Below are 19,868 nucleotides of genomic sequence, written 5' to 3'. Positions count from 1 at the left end.
GAGCTTTTTTTGAGCTTAATCGCGCTTCAGCTTTCGCAATTCATCTTGTAAATTCTGTACTTGTTCGCGGAGTTTATCTACGCCGCCGGTTTCTTTAGCATCTGGTGCCGAAACCTCTTCTTCCTCAGAAACAATTTCAATCCGGCGAGGTTCAGCCGTTTTTTTGTCCCCAGTGACTTCTACTGGCGGTTGCTGCTGCTGAGCTTGTTGCACCATGTCTTCGACAAAGCGGCGTGCTTCTTCCGTTGACATTTCGCCCCGCTTGACTAATTCATCGGCCAGCTTTTGGGATTCAGCGCGCAATTCAGTCAACTTGCTGCCTGCTTTTTCACCAGCATAGGAAGCTAGCCCGACACCAAGATAAACTGCCTTTTGTAAAATATCTCCGAAACCAGGCATAGGAGCTACACCTCATAAAACAAGGTGAACCGGAGACCACGCCTATTACAAGCATCCCGTGTTGCTGCTACCTTCCGGTCCTGACAAGATTTGGGCGTTGGAATCGCGTGGGTCCAGTTCATTTGTGAGTATAACACATTTATTTATTCTTCAACCACACACCAGTGATAAATTTCATAAATAACGCAACCGTTTTTCACCAGGGGGTCTTCAGCAACGATCGCCCTTGCCTCATCCATCGAACCCGCCTCAAACATCAACATACCGCCGCCCCGCCTCGCCCAGTAGCCAGTTTTAGCTCGGTGTCCTTTAGAAATCAACTCTCGGACATAAGCTCTGTGAGCGGGCACATACTGGTCAAATACAGGCTTTTCGACAATTCCTTGCTCAATTTTGACAAACCAAGGCATTTTTTATTTTGGATTTTAGATTTTAGATTGGGGATTGTAGATTGGAAATGAGGTTTTTGGTACGAGCAATTGAGTAAATACTCGATCGCCCGTACTCAGCCACTCCTTCCTTACTGCGATGCTACCCTATGAACCAGTCAAAACAGCGATTTTTTATTGCTCTAGTGCCGCCCCCGGAAATTCAACAGCAGATTACTGAGATTAAACAGTATTTTGCCGAACACTACAACAGCCGCAGTGCCTTGAAGTCACCGCCCCACATCACCCTGCAACCTCCTTTTGAATGGCCAGCGGCGGAAGTTCCGAAATTAGAGGAAAGCTTAAAAAAATTTTCCGCACACCGGCTGTCAATTCCCGTTAGCCTATGCGGTTTTGCCGCTTTCGCGCCCCGCGTCATTTACGTAGATGTTGTCAAATCCCCCGAATTGCTAGAAACTCAAACAGATTTGATCGGTTATATTGAGGCGAATTTGGGAATTGTCCCTCCAGTTAATCAGAATCGCCCATTTGTACCGCACATGACAGTAGGGTTTCGCGATTTAACCAAAGAGAATTTTCAAGCTGCTTGGTTGGAATTCTCAGGGCGCCAACTCCACTTTGAGTTTACCGCAGCGGCATTAACATTGCTGCAGCACGACAGCAGCCGCTGGAACATCAGCAAACAGTTCCCGCTTAATATCGAACCCGCAACAAATTTAAATCAATCGTGAAAACTCTTCCTTCTCTACTCTTCCTTCTCTACTCTTTCTTCGCGCCGCTTCGCGTCTTCGCGGTTAGTTATTCCAAAAAAACGTGATAAACTATCGACATCTGAATGCAATTTAGAGGCAGAAAACCTGTTGAAAATTCAAGGTAAAACAGGTGGCAGACTGCCCTTAGTGGGAGTTGCCAGAGCCACAGTTCCGTAAACCAAAATTCCCGACTCTCGCAATATTTTAATAGCCGATTTAACCGTAGTGCCGCTAGTATAAATATCATCAACTAACAGCACTCGATCGCGCGGGCGGCGGCGGCGAAAATCTTTCCCCAAAATTAAAGCATCTTTCATTTCAGCTTTTCGCTGCTGTGGTGTCAGAGCAAATAAAGGTTGAGTATTTTTCACCCGATCCAAACCGTGGCGCTGCAAAGGTAAACCAGTCAGCTCGCAAAAACTTTCCGCCAAAAGTTCCGCCTGGTTAAAACCCCGCTGCTTGACCTTTTCTTTGTGCATGGGAATTGGTACAACTGTTAGATTGTCAATAGCTAATTCGGGAAAACTCAGCCAAGCTTCGGCCAGCCAGCCGCCGAGAGGTTTCGCTAATTGGGGATTTCCCTCATATTTCAAAGCTGCGATCGCCCGTTTCAGAGTCCCGCCGTACTCGCCCCACACAAAAACCCGCTCCCGATCGTCCCAAAATCGAGCGGGATCTGCTAACTGACATCGCTGAAGTTGTTTGTGACAGTACGGACAAAACTCCTCGGTCGCAGGTCGCTGACAAAGAGGACAGTTAGACTTAAGAAATAGATTAAGTAAAGATTTGACTAATCCCGTCCATTTTCGGTTGTTCATCCTAAAATTGTGGTAATTGATTAATCGGAAAAACTATCAAAATTCAATCTGTTTCTAAGGACAGGCTCGCTCGCGTGACAAACCTCTACCGGCTAGACAAAATTCAACCTTCAGACCGAGATGCAGTGGGAGAAAAAGCATTTTACTTGAGCGGTTTGCTCGCTCAAAATCATCCCGTTGTACCGGGTTTTGTCGTGCCGGCTCAAACATTTTGGCAGTTTGTAGAGTCGATCGACTGGCTAGAACCGCTATTTGCTGACTTGCCCCACTCTTCCCTGCACCTGAATGTTGACGATCCCAGACAACTGCAATCGATCGCCCGCAGCATCCGCCACCAAATCCTCGCCAGCCAACTGCCAGATTCACTGCCCTCCATCCTAGAGTCTGCTGTTTCTCAACTCAACTCAAACTCCAAAACCTTAATTTTTCGCCCTTCCCTGACTTCCTGGCACCCGAAAACAGTCGGAATCTTGGACTCTCACGCAGTACCAGCACAAGCAGAAGCAATTGGCACCGGACTCAAGCGAGCTTGGGCAGAACTGTTTAGAGCCCGAAGTCTATTTTACTGGCAGCGGTGCGGCCTGGGGATACAGCAAATCAATCCCGCAGTTTTGGTGCAGCCCATCGAGGGAGCGATCGCAGCAGGCGAGATCAAAACCGCGGCCGGTGCAGCATGGGAAATCCAAGCCACCTGCGGTTTGGGAATGTCCCTCGCTACAGGAGCAAGCATTCCCGATTACTATCAAGTGCACCCGGCAACAGGCGCGGTTAAATTCCAGCGGCTGGGTTACAAAACATTAGCATACAATCTCAAAGCGGGCGATTCAGAACAGAAAGAACAACTGCAAATCGGCAATTTTGCTGCTTGGGAAATTCCCAATTCTGCATTTCAAGATTTTGATTTTGCTGACAGTTGCCTGGAAGTTTTGGCGCTGGCAGAGGCAGCACAAAGTGAATATGTTTTAGAGGAATCGCAACTGCAAAAACTCATTGAATTGACCCAAAAAATTGTTGCAGAATTTGACTCTGATTTAATCTTGGATTGGACAATGAACCGGGCAGAAAACAGCGGCGAACCGCAGTTTTATTTCAATCGAGTTCGTGTGGTGAAAGGGGAAAAAGCGGCGCAGACATCGGTCAAGACGATCGCCCCGGCGAGAACTCCGGCGATACTCAGAGGTTTGGCCGCCGCCTCGGGAAAAGCCGAAGCAATTGCCCAAGTTATCGCTAATTCCCACCCAGAAAACGCTCAATTCTTGCCTGGAGGCATTTTGGTAGCCCGGACAATCGAGCCGCACTGGCTACCTTGGCTGAAAGTTGCTGCGGGGGTAGTTGCCGAAGAAGGAGGCATGACAGGCCACGGCGCGATTTTAGCGAGAGAGTTGGGGATTCCCGCCGTTGTGGGAGTTGCAGGGGCGACTCGGACGATCGCCTCCGGGGATTCGGTGCTGGTAGATGGCGATAGCGGAGAAGTTTTTGCCACCGCCCCAGATTCGGCGACTGACACAGCAGAAAGCAGCCGACTTGAGGAAACAGCAAACAATCCAGATATATACAGTACGGCAGCAAAAATGTCAATAGCCAACCACCAATTTTCTGCATCGGAGCGATCGTCCAATCCCGGCCTTAAATCTCGACTGGTACAATCTCCCGAATCAGTTTGGGGCGCGCCAACAGCGACTCAACTGCTAGTTAATGTCAGCCAAACAAGTTCGATCGAGCGCCTCAAAAATCTACCAATAGACGGCATCGGATTGCTGCGATCGGAATTGATGGCATTGGAAGCTTTGGACTGTCAAAACCCCAAAGTTTTGCTGCAAAACGGCCGCCAATCGGAATTTGTCGATCGCATGGCCGATTGCCTCAGTTTATTTGCAGCAGCCGTTTCGCCGCGGCCGATATTTTATCGCTCTCTCGATTTACGCGAATCGGGAGCCATCGGCAGTTTTAGTTATACCTTTGAACCCGAGTTATTTGATTGGGAACTGTGCGTACTTCAAAAAGTCTGGGAGTTAGGCCATACAAATATCAATTTAATTTTGCCTTTCGTGCGCTCTGTTGACGAATTTGTTTACTGCCGCGAGCGATTAGAAAAAAAATGGAAAAACCGACCGAACGAATTTGAAATATGGATTATGGCGGAAGTTCCTTCGGTATTATTTTTATTACCAGATTATGTAAAAGCCGGAGTTCAAGGAATTTCCATCGGCACCAACGATTTAACTCAATTTCTATTAGGCATTCACCGCAACTCCGAACAGTTAGCAGGTGGTTTCAGCGGGCGCGATCGAGCAGTAATGAAGGCGATCGAACAATTAATCCAACAGGCCAGGGCTGCGGGCATTCCTTGCTCGATCTGCGGCGACGCGACCGCACTGTATCCTGAGATAGTTGAATCCTTGGTGCGGTGGGGAATTTCGTCTATTTCCGTCAATGTCGATGCTGCAGAACAAACTTGCAGGGCGATCGCCCGGGCCGAACAGCGCTTGCTGCTAGAAGCCGCTCGATCGATCGTTAATAATTGATCTCAATTCCGGTTGCACTCCTGGGGAATTGTTGACTGTTGACTGTTGATTGTTGATTGTTGATTGTTGACTGTTGACTGTTGACTGTTGACTGTTGATTGTTGACTGTTGATTGTTGACTGTTGATTATGAATCGAACAACTGGAAATTGCACCGAGATAGGTGGCGACTTGTAAAAATTATTCATGAATTGCCCTCTAATTTATCATTTCGATGCAGCCGAAAACGATAGGATATAAGCTGTTGCGGTAAATCAACATTGCGTGTCAAAAATGACTGAGATTGCTTGTGAGACTTTGCTCCAGCGCTGTTTAAATTATTTGGGAAATTTCAGCCTAATGTAAGTATTCGGATGTTAGCGTATTGGGTATTAACGATTTTATCAACCAGATTTTTTGACAGACATATTGCCCTCAACCGCAAAAATTGCCCGGGCTGGCGGGTTTGGGAACCTAAGTCCTCAATAAAAAGATCGGATTTTCAAGCTAGGATAGAAATATCATCAACACCTTACCCAGAGCAACAAACAATGAAATCAAAAATCATTGCAACCGCAGCAATGCTTGCCGCCCTCGGCTGTCTGCATCCCCATCCTGCATTATCTCAACCGGCAACTAGCGGCGGCCCGCAACCCGGATTTTGGCAGCCTCAAGCGCAGGTTGACACTACTCGCAACATTACCCTCAGACTCTTAAATGAAACCGGATTAAACCTAGAATACGGTGAATCAGGTGTTGGTTTATCATCCTTACCCGTCGGAGCCAGCAAAAACATCATTGTTCGCGTCAGCAACCGCACGGCCGACATTGCCAATATTCCGATTAATGTCAAAGGAGGAACCACAACTTTGAAATACGACTACAGCGTAGATTCTAAGACAAATATTGTGACGGTTCGGATCGCTATATCGGATGGTCGGACTAGGCAAGATCGGTCAGTTTATATTGATGAAAAAGGCCGAATTTACTCTTTCTAAAACCGACGGCGATCGACCTGGTTTCTCCCGATCGTACCAATTTAATCAATACTTGCTATTAGATGAATTCCTAGCCCCCCCGAAATCGCGGGGGGGTTGGGGGGTTCTATTGGTATAAATCTTGGTTTGAGCAGGAAAGTATCCGGGAAGAAATCGGGTTTCTGGACTCGATCGCGTAAATTGTGTCTCGCAAAGTCTGAATCAAGTACAGCCGGTCGAAAGTCGATTTTTTTTGTGCAGCGGATTTGACATTGCATTCCCAAAATCAACAGCAGCTAGCAATTCGGCACTGGTGGGGCATAGCATCAGGTTAATTCCGAGAAGATGTCAACCGCCGCATCGCGAATTAATATCCGCTGTTCCTGTTAAAACCGCTGCCTCGATTTCCCTCTTCTTTCGGTTTGGCTTTGTTGACTCGCAAGGCGCGTCCCATCCACTCTGCACCGTCTAATTCGCCGATGGCAGCGTCTTCTTGGGCATCTTCCATCATCTCAACAAATGCAAAACCGCGCATCCGACCGGTTTCCCTGTCGGTAGGCAAGACAACTCGCTTGACAGTGCCGTATTCTGCAAATACTGCTTTCAGGTCTTCTTCGGTGGCGCGGTAAGAGAGATTTCCAATATAGATAGTCATGTCGATCGAACTAAACTTGTTGTGCTATATATAATAACCTCTTAATTTTACTGTCGGCGTGCGATCTAGCCGACAACGGGGGCGATCGCATCTGAATCAAAGGGTTTGCCGCGCCGACAAACCCTTTGTAATAGATCGGATAGTTACTGCTGTTTCTTAGTCGATCGAGATCGACTGAGGCCCAGTGCTTTTGTTAGTCGCTTCGGTTGCCGGAGGAGTGTAGGAAGTCGAACCTGCTTGTTCGTCAATCCAGCTTCTGACGGGATCTTCGTGAAGGTTGAGTCGCAGCAGGCCCGAAAAAAATCCGCCCGCAAAGGCGATGGGCTGTTGCATCAATTCTTTGGCCACTGGGATGAGTTCGTCGAGGAACATTCAAGAGTCTCCTTGTGCTGCTGGGGTTCTACCTTTACTGTACCGTTTGTACTGCGATGCTGGCAGCGGGCTACAAAAAACCGGCGCTTTAGGTGCTGGTACAAGACGGGCGATCGGGCAATTTTTGGCCGAATGATTTAGAATGCTAATCAATTTCCTGTAAAAATTATATGTGCCGTTTGCTTGGCTACCTCGGCGGGCCGATTTTACTCGATTCTATTCTGTACAAGCCGGAACATTCCCTAATTGTGCAGAGTTACGAGCCCCGCGAAATGACTTCAGGCGTGGTTAATGCTGACGGTTTTGGCATCGGTTGGTATCACCCGCACCTAGAGACTGACCCGTTTACCTATAAAAACATACAGCCAATTTGGAGCGACCTCAATCTACCGAGTATCAGTCGATACGTTGAATCCGGCTGCGCGATCGCATACGTTCGCAGCGCAACTTCGGGACAATCTGTAGATTTGAGCAACTGTCAGCCGTTTGGGCACGATCGCCTGCTGTTCGTACACAACGGCTTCGTGAAAAATTTTCGCCAAACTCTGTACAGGCCAATTCGCGATCGCCTGTGCGATACCGTTTATCAATCAATTAACGGTACTACCGATTCAGAACACATCTTCGGCTTATTTGTCAATGAATTGACAGACAAAAATCTGACCCTACAAGCAGCTTTGCAAAACTCCTTAAAAATCTTGGCAGACTTAGCAAAAGTTCAGCAAACAGAATTTTCAGCTAACATCATTATCAGCGACGGAAACCAGCTCGTTGCCTCTCGCTTTGCTTCCCAAAAAGCCGCTCCTTCCCTTTATTGGGTGCGGGACGATCTAAACTTTCCAAATTCGGTCATCATTGCTTCAGAGCCTTTATTTACTGGCAATTGGCACGAGTGTCCAGAAGACAGCATTATCAGTACGGGAGTAGACGGTGATATCCAAATCTATCCAATCTTGTAGAGAGGCAATTTATCGCGATTTACAGCAGTGTCGCCGCGGCACTTTTAAATTATTTGCAGACATAGATTGCGATACTTTCTGCCGCCTTGCTCATCCAGATTTCAGTCCGGTTGGCTGGCATTTAGGTCACATTGCTTATACTGAAGATTTGTGGCTGTTGCAGCGATGTGCTGCGTCGAAGCCAGTTTTTCCTGAGTATCACCAACTGTTTGCTGCGGATATTTTGCCGAAAAAACAGCGGGTTTTTCTGCCGCAGTTACCAGAAGTTAAATTGTATCTGGATGCGGTAAGAAAAAAGGTGTTAGATTATTTGGAAGTAGCGCCGATCGAGGAGCAAGAACGTCTCTGGCGGTTTATGATTCAGCACGAAAGCCAGCACTGCGAAACCGTGGCTTTTGTGTTGCAAATGCAGGAGAAGCAAGGAAGGCGCGACAGGGATTTGGACGCGGATACACGGATTAATTATCCGCAAGGGGGAAGAAGGCAGAGGGAAGAAAGAATATTAAGGCCCGATTGCCCTGTTTGGCCGATGCCCGATGCCCCATGCCCAATTCCCAATTCAGAAATTGAAATTCCGGGGGGAGAATTTTATATGGGAAGCGATGCTGCTGAGGCTTTGGATAACGAGCGATCGCGCCACTTGTGTTATTTAGAAGCATACGCGATCGATCGCTATCCCGTCACTTGCGGTCAATACCGAGATTTTATGGCATCCGGCGGCTATCAAAACCCTGATTGGTGGTCAGTAGAGGGGTGGAAATGGCTCAAAGTTCATTTAGTCGATCGCCCGCTTTACTGGTCAGAAAATCCAGCGTTCAACAACCATCCAGTTTGTGGCGTAAGTTGGTACGAAGCCGAAGCCTACTGTAACTTTACCGGCAAGCGTTTACCATCAGAAGCCGAATGGGAGAAAGCAGCGAGTTGGGATGCAGCAAATCAAACAAATCGCACCTATCCTTGGGGAGAAGCACCGCCAAATGCCAGCCTGTGCAATCACGGGAATAATCTGGCAAACACATCGCCAGTTGATGCTTTTCCAAAAGGAGCGAGTGCGACAGGCTGCTGCGATATGTTGGGGAATGTTTGGGAGTGGACTGCTTCCACATTTGACGCTTATCCAGGATTTGAAAGTTATCCTTACAAGGGATATTCTCAAGTTTATTTTGATGGAGAACACCGAGTTTTGAAAGGCGGGAGTTGGGCGACTTTTCCTCAAGCAATGCGATCGAGTTTTCGGAATTGGTACTATCCGGGCGTGCGGCAAATTATCGCTGGTTTTCGCTGCGCCAAGTAGTTAGCCATGCAATTATAGCCTTTTTCAGAAAGATGAGGTACTATGCGGCATAGGGCATTGGGCGGGGAGCATCTCACTTTTGCAGCCAAGCTAGAAATTGGAGGTAGGAGGCAGGAGACAGGAGACAGGAGGAAAGAGGAAGAAAGAAGGAGTCAAAAGAAGTCTTTTTACAAATATGAGATGCTCCCATTGGGCGGAGCGAAGCGGAGGGATTGGGCGGAGCGAAGCGGAGGGATTGGGCGAGCGCGAAGCGGAGGGATTGGGCATAGGGCATAGGGCATCGGGCCCAGCGAAGCGGAGGGATTGGGCGAGCGCGAAGCGGAGGGATTGGCCCGCGCAGGGCATCGGCCCGCGCAGGGCATTGCAACCAACAAATAACAAATAACAAATAACAAATAACAAACAACAACAGTCAACAGTCAACAGTCAACAGTTAACTTACTATTCCGATACTAACGGATTTGAGATGAGGACTTGATTCTCGATGGAAGTCAAAGGAATTTAGTTTTGACTGCGAACTTATCGGGCTTATTTTACAGATATATATAAATTGAGTGAGAGTGAATTCGGAACGAGATTTTTTGGGAAAACTTCCCAATTTTTTTCAAATCTAAAAAGATCGAGTAACAAACTTTTATAAATTATTTTATAATTATAGTAGAAATTTTTTAAGTTTTAATTTGGGGAGCGATCGCCATTTAGTGAGAAAATACAAAAGGGAAATCGGGATAAAAAATCTCCCTTGAGCCTGATATTTGGCAGCGCGACTGCGTGCTATACCCATTAGTGCATCCTAATTTGATTCTATGAAATCCCCAAAACTGTCAGAGACGACAAACCGAGCCTCAACGAAGGAAAATCGCCTGCACTTAGAGCGACTTGTCAGCGTTGCAGCACCCACACCCGCAGAAATCAACGCAGGTAGCGAAGTCGTTAGCGGGTTGACTCAAAACCCCAAAACCCTGCCTCCCAAGTATTTCTACGACGATCGCGGATCGAAGCTGTTCGAGTTGATTTGTCAGTTGCCAGAATACTACGTGACACGCACGGAGACGGCAATTTTGCAAGAATGTGCAGGGGCGATCGCCCGTTTGACGGGCCCGTGCGAAATAGTCGAACTCGGCAGCGGCAGTTCCACCAAAACTCGGATTCTCCTCGATGCTTACAACCAACTGCAATATCCCCTGCACTATTTGCCGATCGACATCAGTCCGACTATCCTAGAAAGCAGCGCTTGTCAACTGCTAACAGATTATCCGTCCCTCCAGATTCACGGAATTGTCAGCACTTACGAACTAGCCCTAGCTAAAATTGCACCGTCACCGTTGCCAACCCGAATGATTTGCTTTCTAGGCAGCACCCTCGGCAATTTAAACCATCAAGAATGCGATATATTTTTCTCGCAAATTGTCGGTGCATTGCAGCCAGGAGAATATTTTTTATTGGGAATTGACCTAGACAAATCTAAAGATATTTTAGAGCCAGCCTACGATGACAATCAAGGAGTGACAGCAGCCTTTAACTTGAATATGCTGCGACATTTAAATCGCAAGTATGAAGGAAATTTTGATTTAGCGCAGTTCGAGCATTGGGCTTTTTACAATCAAGAAGAATGTCAAATTGAAATGCACTTGAGAAGTATGAAAGCGCAAACCGCGAACTTGCGCGCTCTCAATTTAACCGTAGAATTTGCCGCCGGAGAAACTATCCGCAGCGAAATTTCTCGTAAGTTTAATCTGAATACAGTAAAGAAAGAACTTTCTGAGCGCGGTTTAAAGTCGGTGCAAGTTTGGACAGATCCAAAACAGTGGTTTGGCTTGGTGCTTTGTCAAGCTTAGTCATTAGTCATTAGTCATTAGTCATTAGTCATATCATGTCCGGTCGATTACCATAACAAAAACGGTTCGTAGTGCGGACTTGCATTCCGCACTACGAACCAATTTTATCGTTTTTAATTGACAGGATACGATATCGTGAGTTATTAAACTTGTATGGCACTCATTCCCAAACTATCCTGAAATTATCTGCGTTTATCTGTGTTTATCTGCCCAATATCTGCGGTTGCAGGATCGATCGAAGACTTATGCAATGCAAGTCTATGATTAATGAAAATTAAGTTTCGTTCCACTAACCCAACATACAGATTCTTGTCACTTCCTTCCTAATTAACAAATCGGCCGCTGCCCCGGTTTGACTGCGTGAATGTACTCGCTGCCCGAAGTCGGCCATCCCCGTTTATAATAGGCTTCCTCCGGCTTTCCCCAGCCCAACTGCAACAAAATTTCGAGAAAATCCAACTTTTCCCACTTTGAAAGACTGGCCCATTCTGTGCGCTGAGCTAGAGCCTCTACATCCACCGGCTCGATCGCTCGAAAATCCTTCCCGCTGTTAATACTCAAATACAAATCCATCCCCGCAGTTACCTGCTGCCAAAATTCCAACATCGCAATCTTAGCTGCTGTCAGAGTAATCAAATCAACCGGTAGAGCTATCAACTCATCATCCACCGCCGGATAGCGCAGAGTATTGCCTTTAACCGCCATTTCCCGCCAGACAATCCCAGAAACTTGATGTTCCCGCTGGTATTCGTGCACTGCGGCCTTAAAATTTTGATAAGCAGTGAACTTTTGAACGCCCTCAGATTTGAGAAAACGATCGATCACCGGATTCCCTGTAGCAGGAGTTTCAGTCAAGTTGAGACGTCGCCCGTGCAAGCAGGCTTGGCGCTCTTCTTCGAGGATTTTAATGAGTTGGGCCGTGCTGTAGACGTTAGACATCTTTATTCAAGCAAAATCAATACATTTGCTGGTTTGGCTGATTCGATCGGCTAATTTTTACTAAAGATTCTTTTTTTTTGTGAACAATATCACTTTTGCCGCTATTGTAACCCACATTCTGCAGATGTGGCTGAGCTTACTGGTATTTTTAAGCAATCAAAACTATGAAAATTTTCCTAACCTAATTTTTTTAGGTTTGATTTTTGCTGTTCGTGACAATAACTATAATGTAGAAAAACTTAAGTTATTTTGTTTGAATTAGTTTGCTCTCGCGTGCGATCGATTAATATCGTTTCGGAGCGGAATGATTGAACCTGACTAGGGCGCAGAGAACGCAGAGGAAGACAAGAGAGAGATGAATACAGGACGATGAAACACTGATTTGATCTGACTCGATTTTACAATTGGGATGCTACCGGATTTGAATTTATCTCAAATCCGGTAGCATCGGAATGATTCAGATATATATTCTCGGACTCTGTGTACTCTGTGTTCTAATAAGGTTAAATCATTCCGAATCCAACCGGAAACGATATAAATTCAATAAAATTAGATCGCGCGTGCGGGCCGGACTCCAGCCCACAGGATCGAACTATTTTTGTTATGGTAATCGACCGGAGATGATATTATGCAGTAATGCAAGTGTAATTAATTCTGCACGCCTTAATATGCACAGTCAATTTCAAACTTTTAGGGCGAAGTCTAAGGCTCTAAAATTGACTGACTTTTTCCAATCTCTGTGAATGTTTGAAGTATTTTAAATCTTCGACAAAGATACTTTGGCGGTTAAAAATTCCTGAGTTTGTTTTCACAGATAATTGCACGTCTCCCTTGCTTTTTCCTGCTTGTTTCAACATCTCCATTACCATTTTCCTGTGATTGCGTCCTTCAGCCTTAATTCTTCTCGACTGACTAGAGCTTCGTAATAATCGGGTTTGATTTCTAGGGCGACTCCGTAAGAGTTCATGGCGTCTTGAGTCCGCTGCAATTTTTGCAAAACGTCGCCCCGCTGTGCCCAAGCTTCCCAGTTGTCCGGCTTGAGTTGAATCACTTGGTCAAATGCGACGAGCGATTCGGAATAGCGCTGCATTTTTCCTAGCAGCAAACCTCGCTGCACCCAGCCTTGATAGCTGTCGGGCCAGATAGTAATTGCTCGATCGTAGGATGCTAGAGCTGGTTCGTATTGCTGCAAAGTTGATAGAGCGTTGCCGCGTTTCAACCAAGCTTCAAAATTGTCGGGCACGATTTTAATTACGCGGTTGTAAGCTGCGACTGCTTCTTCGTAACGCTGCAATTTTTCCAGGGCCGCGCCTTGCTGCAATCCTACTTTTGATGTGATTTCTGTTTCTGAACTCAGAGAAATTACTTTGTCATAACAGGCGATCGCTTCTTCGTACTGCTGCAATTGTTCTAGAGCTTCGCCTCGCAAATTCCAAGCTTCTAGAAAATTTCCTTCTATTTGTAGGGCATTGCTGTAAGCGATTATCGCATCTTTGTAGCGTTCCAATTCTGCTAGGGCGATGCCTCTACCCAGCCAAGCTTCGGGGAAGTTTGGATTAATTTGAATTGCTCTGTCAAAAGCAGCGATCGCCTCTTCATAATCTCTCGATTCTGACAGGGTTTGACCGCGCCCGATCCATACTTCTGGATAAAAAGAATTAATTTCAATTGCGCGATCGAAACAAGCAATTGCGCCATCGCGCCACTGGTGTTTGAGGGCCATTCCTTTATAAAACCAAGCTTCGCAATCGTTGGGTTGCAGTTGCAGCACGCGATCGTAAGCTGTGACTGCTTCTCCGTATTTGTGCAGTTTTGCTGAAGCAATACCCCGATTGAACCAAGCCAGACTATTTTGTGGTTGTAGTTGAATGGTGCGATCGTAAGAAGTTACAGCTTCGGCGTAGCGCTCGGCCTTCATCAGAGCCAAACCTCGGTTCAGCCAAGCTTCTGCATTAGTCGAGACGAGCTTGAGCGATCGCTCGTAGGCCGCCACAGCTTCAGCGTAGCGCTCTGCTTGCAGCAAGACGTTGCCTTGCCGACACCACATCGCGGGCAAATTTGGGTGAATTTGGGTCGCTTTTTTGTAACAGCTTGCTGCTTTATCCCACTCCTGCAATTCCTCTAAAACTCTGCCTTGCTGATACCAAGCTTCGTGCTTTTCTGGATTGATTTCAATTGCTTTGTCGAAAGCCGCGATCGCTTCTGAGTAATTCTGTAAATTTAACTGTGCGCTCCCGCGCAGCATCCAAGCCCAATATTCTTCTGGATTAATTGCTATAGCTCGATCGCAACAGGCCACTGTTTCTGCGTAGGAGTGCAGTTGCTTGTAAGCTTTGCCCAGATTCAGCCACGCCCGGGCCCAGTCCGGCTTAATTTGCACCGCTTTTCCATAGCAAATGATCGCCGCTTCGTACCTTCCCGATGCGTACAATCTATTGCCCCGATCGTAATCTGGAAATGCTGCCACAATTCTTAAAATCGGTGGCAGTAGAGCTGGTTGGGGGTTTGACGAGTTTTCCGTGGCTGAAGTCGAGAGGTCTGGCATACGCCTTACATATAAAAAATTTAGTGGGTTGACAAGCTTGCGGTCTTATATATTAACTTATGCTGTTCTTAACTCGCTGCGGTTTTGAAACCAATTTAGCATATCAGGTCTTCTGCCACAAATTATATTTACTTGAGAGCAACTTAAATCTATATGTATAAAATTATGCACAGTTCCCGCTTTCAGTATTCGGCTGTAAAATGCAGTCGGGAAACAAACAAATATCTCGTCATCCTGATTTCAAAATAAATTTCATATGATAACTGTACACAGAATTTTAGATTTTGCGGACTGCTTTACCGATCGCAATTCAAGGTCGATCGACCTTTCCGCCAATTATTGGTACGAAGGCTATTGTCCTCAAAGCGGCGAACTGCTGAGACTCCCGCGCACTCGAATGTCAGAGGATCTCGCCAGGGGTTTAATGCAGTACCTTGCTGCGGACGATTCCTTCGATGGCGAGGGCAAGATGTACGGCCTATTGCTGGTAGAGATGGCTTCGGGGGAACAGGGGATACTCAAAGCATTTTCCGGGCTGCTCAAGGGTTGCAGCGTTGTTGAGGGCTGGGTGCCGCCGATTCCGGGACGATCGCGAGTTCAAGGAGAGGAAGCGCGCGCCTTAACTCAATTGGAGGCGATGAAACAGGAACTGATTGCACTGAATCAACTGCCGCAGCGACAAGAGTATGAAGCTTTATTGAGCGAGTTTGAATTGCAATTGCAATTATTGAACGAACAGCACCGAAACTGCAAGCAACAGCGAGAACAAAAACGTCAATTACTGTCTCAAACTCTCGCAGCAGAAGCACTCTCAATTGCGCTCGAACAATTGAATCAAGCCAGTCGTTTGGAGGGAATTGAACGCAGGCAATTGAAACGGCGGCGGGATGAAACATTGCAGCCGCTAAAACTCTTAATTGAAGCTGCCGACGAGCGGATGCGGGCGCTGAAAAAGCAGCGAAAAGAGCTTTCCCGCGAACTTCAGGCGCAGATGCACGCGGCCTATACGCTGGTTAATTTTTTGGGTAAATCGCGATCGCTCTTGCAATTGATGCCTGCGGGTGCTATTCCCACGGGAACGGGCGATTGTTGCGCGCCAAAATTGCTGCACTATGCTGCTGCAAATCATTTAAAACCCCTAGCAATGGCAGAGTTTTGGTGGGGGCCGAGTTCTGGAGATAAGATTCAAGGGGAATTTTACGGTGCTTGTGGCGATCGGTGTCAGCCGCTGATGGGTTTTTTGCTTTCTGGATTGGGTGAAAATAAATCAAAATTACCGATTATTTATCAAGATGAGTGGTTAATTGCTGTCAACAAGCCCGCCGGATTGCTATCAGTTCCCGGTCGCTATTTCGATACTCAAGATAGCGTTCAAAGCCGCTTGCAAAACTATTTTTCCGATGGCTTGAATTTGAAGAATGTTCACCGATTGGATTTAGAAACATCGGGTATTTTGCTGCTGGCGCGCGACAAAGAAACCCACAGCCAATTGAGCGGTCAATTTGCTAACAAACAAGTTCGCAAAGTTTACGAAGCGGTGCTTTCTGGGACTGTAAAAATTGATGCTGGGACGATCGAACTTCCACTTTGGGGCGATCCCGAAAATCGCCCTTACCAACAAGTTAATTGGGAGTGCGGAAAGCCCAGCGTTACTGGCTTTCAGGTAATGGCGAGGGAGGGAAATCATACTCGCGTCGAGTTTTGGCCGCTGACGGGGCGCACGCATCAGTTGCGGGTTCATGCAGCGGATGTCGGAGGGTTGGGAATACCGATTTTGGGCGATCGACTTTACGGATGTCGGGCTGCTGCGAGTCGATTGCACTTACACGCGCGGGAACTTTGCTTTGAGCACCCGCAGTCGGGAGAATGGCTGCACTTACAGGCGGCGACTCCATTTTGAGCACGCGGGCGATCGATATTTGTAGAATTACCAGCAATGGTTCCTAGGGCGGACACGATATAGAGATATGCTGACAAAGATTTGTTGGCAAGTCCTGTTTGAGTTATATTGAGAAGCGATCGAACTCAAATTTTTCAGATTCTTCAGTTGAGTAAATATCAAAATTATGACTACTCAAACAACCTCTCCACTCCTACTCAGTTCCTTCAAAATCGGAGATTTAACCTTAAAAAATCGGGTAGTCATGGCACCCCTGACGCGGAGCAGAGCCGGTGAATCGCGGATGCCCAACGCCTTGATGACAGAATATTACACTCAGCGAGCCGGAGCTGGTTTAATCATTACAGAAGCTACGGTGGTTTCTACTCAAGCTATTGGTTGGCTGAATACGCCCGGTATTTATTCAGACGAGCAAGGCGAAGCTTGGAAACAAGTTGTAACTGCGGTTCATGCCCGCGAAACGCCGATTTTCATGCAGCTTTGGCACTGCGGACGATCTTCCCACAGCAGTTTTCATGAAAACAATCAATTGCCAGTTGCAGCATCTGCCATCAAAATAAACGGAGAAGGCATTCATACTCCTGCGGGAAAACAACCCTACGAAACCCCCCGCGCTCTAGAAACCGATGAAATCTCGCTGGTTGTAGAAGATTATCGCAAGGCGGCGGAACGGGCAAAAATAGCAGGTTTTGACGGTGTAGAAATTCACGCGGCAAACGGCTATCTCATTGACACATTTCTGCAAACCAGAACCAATCACCGCAGTGATTCCTATGGTGGGGCAGTCGAAAATCGCTACCGTTTTCTTAAGGAAATTGTAGAGGCGATTATCACAGTATTTCCGGCAAACAGAGTGGGAGTTAGACTTTCTCCCAATGGTGTTTACAATGATATGGGTTCTCCAGAATATCGGGAAGATTTTCTGTATTTCGCAGGGCAGTTAAATGCCTATGATTTAGCTTACCTTCACTTGGTGGACGGTCTGGCATTTGGCTTTCACGAATTGGGAACGCCGATGATGATAGCAGAGTTTCGCGATGTGTTTGCCGGGCCGCTGATTGGCAACTGCGGATACACTCAAGAACAGGCTGAAACGGCTTTGAGCAGCAAAGTGGCGGATTTAATTGCTTTTGGTCGCGATTTTATCAGCAATCCAGATTTGGTAGAGCGTTTTACTAATGGTTGGCCGCTCAATCCGCCTGCAGAAGTTGGCGTCTGGTATTCTTTTGGGCCTGAAGGTTATATCGATTTCCCTAGGTATCAGGAATCTCAAGCTATTTCCTGAGCCTCAGATTACATGGATGACACCTGCTGTTAGATCCCAGATTTCTTTAAGAAGTCTGGAATCTGGCTAATCTAAAATTGATTGACTGCTTCGTAATCTTCCCAAGCTGCTTTGGCACCAAATTCGACGATCGCACTCCAATCACAAGCATATTCTCCAGCACAACTAAAAGAACCAAGTTCCAAGACATAAAGCTCTCCCTCTGACTCGCAGATATCGATCGTGTAAACAGATTCTGGATACCAACTCACTTGTTTTAAAACTTCCCTAGGATAGTTTTCTAAATATCCTCCCCTGATTGTTTCATCAACTCTTTCTTCTCCAAATAAATACAAAAAACCAGTAATAATTTGATTTTTATAAACAAAAAATCTCCATTCTTTCGTGATTTCTCGCTTACCACTGACTAAAACCAAAGTTGTTTCGTCCCTTTTTAATTCACTTCCCAGAGATTGCATAGTATTTAAAATATTCAGGTTAAAAACCCCGGCTCGAAATGACTTCATATTGCTGTCAGGTCGAATAAATAAATCTCCCTCGGATTTGAAGTATTCCAGAATTTCGGTTTTTCTTCTGATTAATTCGCCCAAAGAAAGAATAAAATACTTTTCATTTAACAAGTATTGACCGAAATAAGTGTAGTAACTGGAACAGCGGAGATTTTTTTCATCCATATAAGCTCCGGGAATCCACGAAGTTCTTAAGATATCCCGACCCAAATTCAGAGTTCCCATGAATAAAACACAATCATCAGGGGGAAAATATTGATGAGCTGCTTCAGGGCGAAAATTGAGATATTTAGTTTCTTGGTAAATGTATCCTTGTTTCTGTAGTTCTGCCAAAAATTCTGATTCGCGATCGTAAATATCTTTTTCAATCAACCAATTTACTTTTTTCATGACTCTTTGAAGTTCTGGTGTTTGAGAAGCAACTCCCGCAAAGAGAGCAAAAATGACTTAATCTAAACCCAATAGCAAAAAGACAGTTGAGATCGAGAACGTTTCCTTCTATCCTAATAAGCGTAGGATATTTTCAAACATCCGAGCTACGAGCTCAGCTTTTGAGATCCTGAAAATAATCAATAGCGGAAGCGCTTTTAACAAGATGGCAGAAAATCACAAATCAACGGTTATCATCACCGGCGCTTCCTCCGGCGTCGGTTTGTACGGCGCGAAAGCCCTTGCAGACAAAGGATGGCACGTAGTCATGGCCTGTCGCGACGTGCGGAAAGCCGGAGACGCAGCCCAGGAGTTGGGCATACCTCAAGGCAGTTTCTCCATCATGCAAATTGACTTGGGAGATTTGGAGAGCGTGCGCCGATTTGCTAGGGAATTCAAGGCCAGCGGCAGGCCTCTCGATGCTTTGGTGTGCAACGCGGCAATTTATATGCCTTTGATTAAGGAACCGCTGCGGAGCCCGGAGGGTTACGAGTTGACGATGACTACAAATCACCTCGGTCATTTCCTGCTGTGCAACTTGATGATGGAAAATATGAAGCCTTCCTACTATAACGATGCGAGAATCGTGATTTTGGGAACCGTGACTCACAATCCAGACGAGTTGGGCGGCAAGATTCCGCCGCGCCCGGATTTGGGAAATTTTGAGGGCTTTGAAGCGGGTTTTAAAGACCCAATTTCGATGGCTGACGGCAAGCAGTTTGAACCGGTCAAGGCTTACAAAGATAGCAAAGTTTGCAACGTGCTGACGATGCGGGAATTGCACCGCCGCTTTCACGAATCTACGGGGATTAATTTCACTTCGCTTTATCCCGGATGCGTCGCGGATACGCCGCTGTTCCGCAATCACTATCCTTTATTTCAGAAGCTTTTCCCGCTGTTTCAAAAGAATATTACCGGGGGTTACGTGTCGCAGGAGTTGGCCGGGGAAAGGCTGGCGATGGTGGTTGCAGATCCCGAATACAAGCAATCTGGCGCTTATTGGAGTTGGGGAAACCGCCAGAAAAAAGATGGCAAATCTTTTGTGCAGAAGGTTTCTCCGCAGGCGCGGGATGATGAGAAAGGCGAGCGGATGTGGGAGTTGAGCGCTCGGTTGGTGGGTTTGACTGACGGGGCTCCAATGGGTGCTGCTAGTGCGGGTCGATCGGCATAATATCGTGTCTGCACTGCTAACCGGGAGAACGGACGGTCGTTTGCACTACAAACTGTTTGTGTCAGCGACTTGACATGATGTAGTTGATAGTTTGTGCACCACAATCTCAGAAACCGGGTTTTTTACTTTGTCTG

20 protein-coding genes and 1 other RNA gene are annotated in these 19,868 nt (G+C 46.6%); 11 read left to right on the top strand and 10 right to left on the bottom strand.

The features are described 5' to 3' along the window. Positions 1 to 15 precede the first annotated feature (15 nt). The 3 genes from IQ263_RS09220 to IQ263_RS09210 all read right to left on the bottom strand — a co-directional run bounded on the left by IQ263_RS09220 (position 16) and on the right by IQ263_RS09210 (position 809). On the bottom strand, positions 16 to 399 hold the full coding sequence (locus IQ263_RS09220) for a phasin family protein (RefSeq protein WP_194067167.1): 384 nt from the start codon (positions 397 to 399) through the stop codon (positions 16 to 18). 23 nt (positions 400 to 422) lie between these two features. Beyond that, positions 423 to 519: signal recognition particle sRNA small type (gene ffs, locus IQ263_RS09215), an RNA gene on the bottom strand. Between the two features lie 23 nt (positions 520 to 542). Continuing rightward, entirely contained in the window at positions 543 to 809 is a 267-nt protein-coding gene (locus IQ263_RS09210) for a YciI family protein (protein ID WP_194008815.1), read from the bottom strand. 128 nt (positions 810 to 937) lie between these two features. Between IQ263_RS09210 and IQ263_RS09205 the strand changes: the two genes are divergently transcribed. Continuing rightward, positions 938 to 1,519, top strand: coding sequence for a 2'-5' RNA ligase family protein (locus IQ263_RS09205; RefSeq protein WP_194067166.1), 582 nt, complete (start codon positions 938 to 940; stop codon positions 1,517 to 1,519). A gap of 137 nt (positions 1,520 to 1,656) precedes the next feature. Here IQ263_RS09205 and IQ263_RS09200 read toward each other — a convergent pair whose 3' ends face one another. Then, a complete protein-coding gene (locus IQ263_RS09200; RefSeq protein ID WP_194067165.1) occupies positions 1,657 to 2,358 on the bottom strand; it encodes a ComF family protein in 702 nt (233 codons plus the stop codon). A gap of 74 nt (positions 2,359 to 2,432) precedes the next feature. Between IQ263_RS09200 and IQ263_RS29780 the strand changes: the two genes are divergently transcribed. Next, on the top strand, positions 2,433 to 4,883 hold the full coding sequence (locus IQ263_RS29780; protein ID WP_194067164.1) for a putative PEP-binding protein: 2,451 nt from the start codon (positions 2,433 to 2,435) through the stop codon (positions 4,881 to 4,883). A 529-nt stretch (positions 4,884 to 5,412) separates the two neighbouring features. Continuing rightward, complete coding sequence (locus IQ263_RS09190; RefSeq protein ID WP_194067163.1) at positions 5,413 to 5,859, top strand: hypothetical protein; 447 nt, start codon at positions 5,413 to 5,415, stop codon at positions 5,857 to 5,859. A 346-nt stretch (positions 5,860 to 6,205) separates the two neighbouring features. Here the strand turns inward: IQ263_RS09190 and IQ263_RS09185 are convergent, their stop codons facing one another. Together IQ263_RS09185 and IQ263_RS09180 are read right to left on the bottom strand one after the other, a co-directional pair. Continuing rightward, positions 6,206 to 6,493, bottom strand: a complete 288-nt coding sequence (locus tag IQ263_RS09185) for an RNA-binding regulator (protein ID WP_194067162.1) — start codon at positions 6,491 to 6,493, stop codon at positions 6,206 to 6,208. Between the two features lie 156 nt (positions 6,494 to 6,649). After that, the gene (locus tag IQ263_RS09180; RefSeq protein ID WP_194067161.1) at positions 6,650 to 6,865 is read right to left on the bottom strand and encodes a ssl0294 family protein; all 216 of its coding nucleotides are present in this window, start codon (positions 6,863 to 6,865) and stop codon (positions 6,650 to 6,652) included. On the opposite strand from IQ263_RS09180, the gene IQ263_RS09175 reads away from it, so the two are divergent. The 5 genes from IQ263_RS09175 to egtD all read left to right on the top strand — a co-directional run bounded on the left by IQ263_RS09175 (position 6,846) and on the right by egtD (position 10,956). Further along, on the top strand, positions 6,846 to 7,001 hold the full coding sequence (locus IQ263_RS09175; RefSeq protein ID WP_194067160.1) for a hypothetical protein: 156 nt from the start codon (positions 6,846 to 6,848) through the stop codon (positions 6,999 to 7,001). The genes IQ263_RS09180 and IQ263_RS09175 overlap by 20 nt on opposite strands. A 34-nt stretch (positions 7,002 to 7,035) precedes the next feature. Next, positions 7,036 to 7,824: an ergothioneine biosynthesis protein EgtC gene (egtC, locus tag IQ263_RS09170; RefSeq protein ID WP_194067159.1), complete on the top strand. Its 789-nt coding sequence runs from the start codon at positions 7,036 to 7,038 to the stop codon at positions 7,822 to 7,824. Further along, positions 7,796 to 9,118 (top strand): SUMF1/EgtB/PvdO family nonheme iron enzyme, encoded by a 1,323-nt coding sequence (locus IQ263_RS09165; RefSeq protein WP_194067158.1) that lies wholly within the window; start codon positions 7,796 to 7,798, stop codon positions 9,116 to 9,118. The genes egtC and IQ263_RS09165 overlap by 29 nt, the downstream gene beginning before the upstream one ends. A 175-nt stretch (positions 9,119 to 9,293) precedes the next feature. Then, a complete protein-coding gene (locus tag IQ263_RS09160) occupies positions 9,294 to 9,503 on the top strand; it encodes a hypothetical protein (RefSeq protein WP_194067157.1) in 210 nt (69 codons plus the stop codon). 421 nt (positions 9,504 to 9,924) lie between these two features. Beyond that, a complete protein-coding gene (gene egtD / locus IQ263_RS09155) occupies positions 9,925 to 10,956 on the top strand; it encodes an L-histidine N(alpha)-methyltransferase (protein WP_194067156.1) in 1,032 nt (343 codons plus the stop codon). Between the two features lie 327 nt (positions 10,957 to 11,283). Here egtD and IQ263_RS09150 read toward each other — a convergent pair whose 3' ends face one another. From IQ263_RS09150 to IQ263_RS09140, 3 genes are all read right to left on the bottom strand, one after another. Continuing rightward, the gene (locus IQ263_RS09150; RefSeq protein WP_194067155.1) at positions 11,284 to 11,895 is read right to left on the bottom strand and encodes a hypothetical protein; all 612 of its coding nucleotides are present in this window, start codon (positions 11,893 to 11,895) and stop codon (positions 11,284 to 11,286) included. A 710-nt stretch (positions 11,896 to 12,605) separates the two neighbouring features. Further along, positions 12,606 to 12,758, bottom strand: coding sequence for a hypothetical protein (locus IQ263_RS09145; protein WP_194067154.1), 153 nt, complete (start codon positions 12,756 to 12,758; stop codon positions 12,606 to 12,608). After that, positions 12,758 to 14,440, bottom strand: coding sequence for a tetratricopeptide repeat protein (locus IQ263_RS09140; RefSeq protein WP_194067153.1), 1,683 nt, complete (start codon positions 14,438 to 14,440; stop codon positions 12,758 to 12,760). Before IQ263_RS09140 ends, IQ263_RS09145 begins: the two co-directional genes overlap by 1 nt. 256 nt (positions 14,441 to 14,696) lie before the next feature. Here IQ263_RS09140 and IQ263_RS09135 point away from each other — a divergent pair, with 256 nt between their 5' ends. Continuing rightward, complete coding sequence (locus tag IQ263_RS09135; RefSeq protein WP_194067152.1) at positions 14,697 to 16,340, top strand: RluA family pseudouridine synthase; 1,644 nt, start codon at positions 14,697 to 14,699, stop codon at positions 16,338 to 16,340. 166 nt (positions 16,341 to 16,506) lie between these two features. Further along, entirely contained in the window at positions 16,507 to 17,625 is a 1,119-nt protein-coding gene (locus IQ263_RS09130; protein WP_194067151.1) for an alkene reductase, read from the top strand. A gap of 71 nt (positions 17,626 to 17,696) precedes the next feature. On the opposite strand, the gene IQ263_RS09125 is transcribed toward IQ263_RS09130, so the two are convergent. Beyond that, positions 17,697 to 18,524 (bottom strand): ATP-grasp domain-containing protein, encoded by an 828-nt coding sequence (locus IQ263_RS09125; protein ID WP_194067150.1) that lies wholly within the window; start codon positions 18,522 to 18,524, stop codon positions 17,697 to 17,699. 205 nt (positions 18,525 to 18,729) lie between these two features. On the opposite strand from IQ263_RS09125, the gene IQ263_RS09120 reads away from it, so the two are divergent. Then, complete coding sequence (locus tag IQ263_RS09120) at positions 18,730 to 19,734, top strand: protochlorophyllide reductase (RefSeq protein WP_194067149.1); 1,005 nt, start codon at positions 18,730 to 18,732, stop codon at positions 19,732 to 19,734. Positions 19,735 to 19,868 lie beyond the last annotated feature (134 nt).

The organism is Tychonema sp. LEGE 06208 (assembly GCF_015207505.1).
Lineage (GTDB): Bacteria > Cyanobacteriota > Cyanobacteriia > Cyanobacteriales > Microcoleaceae > Microcoleus.
This window is presented reverse-complemented; position numbering and strand designations above follow the sequence as displayed.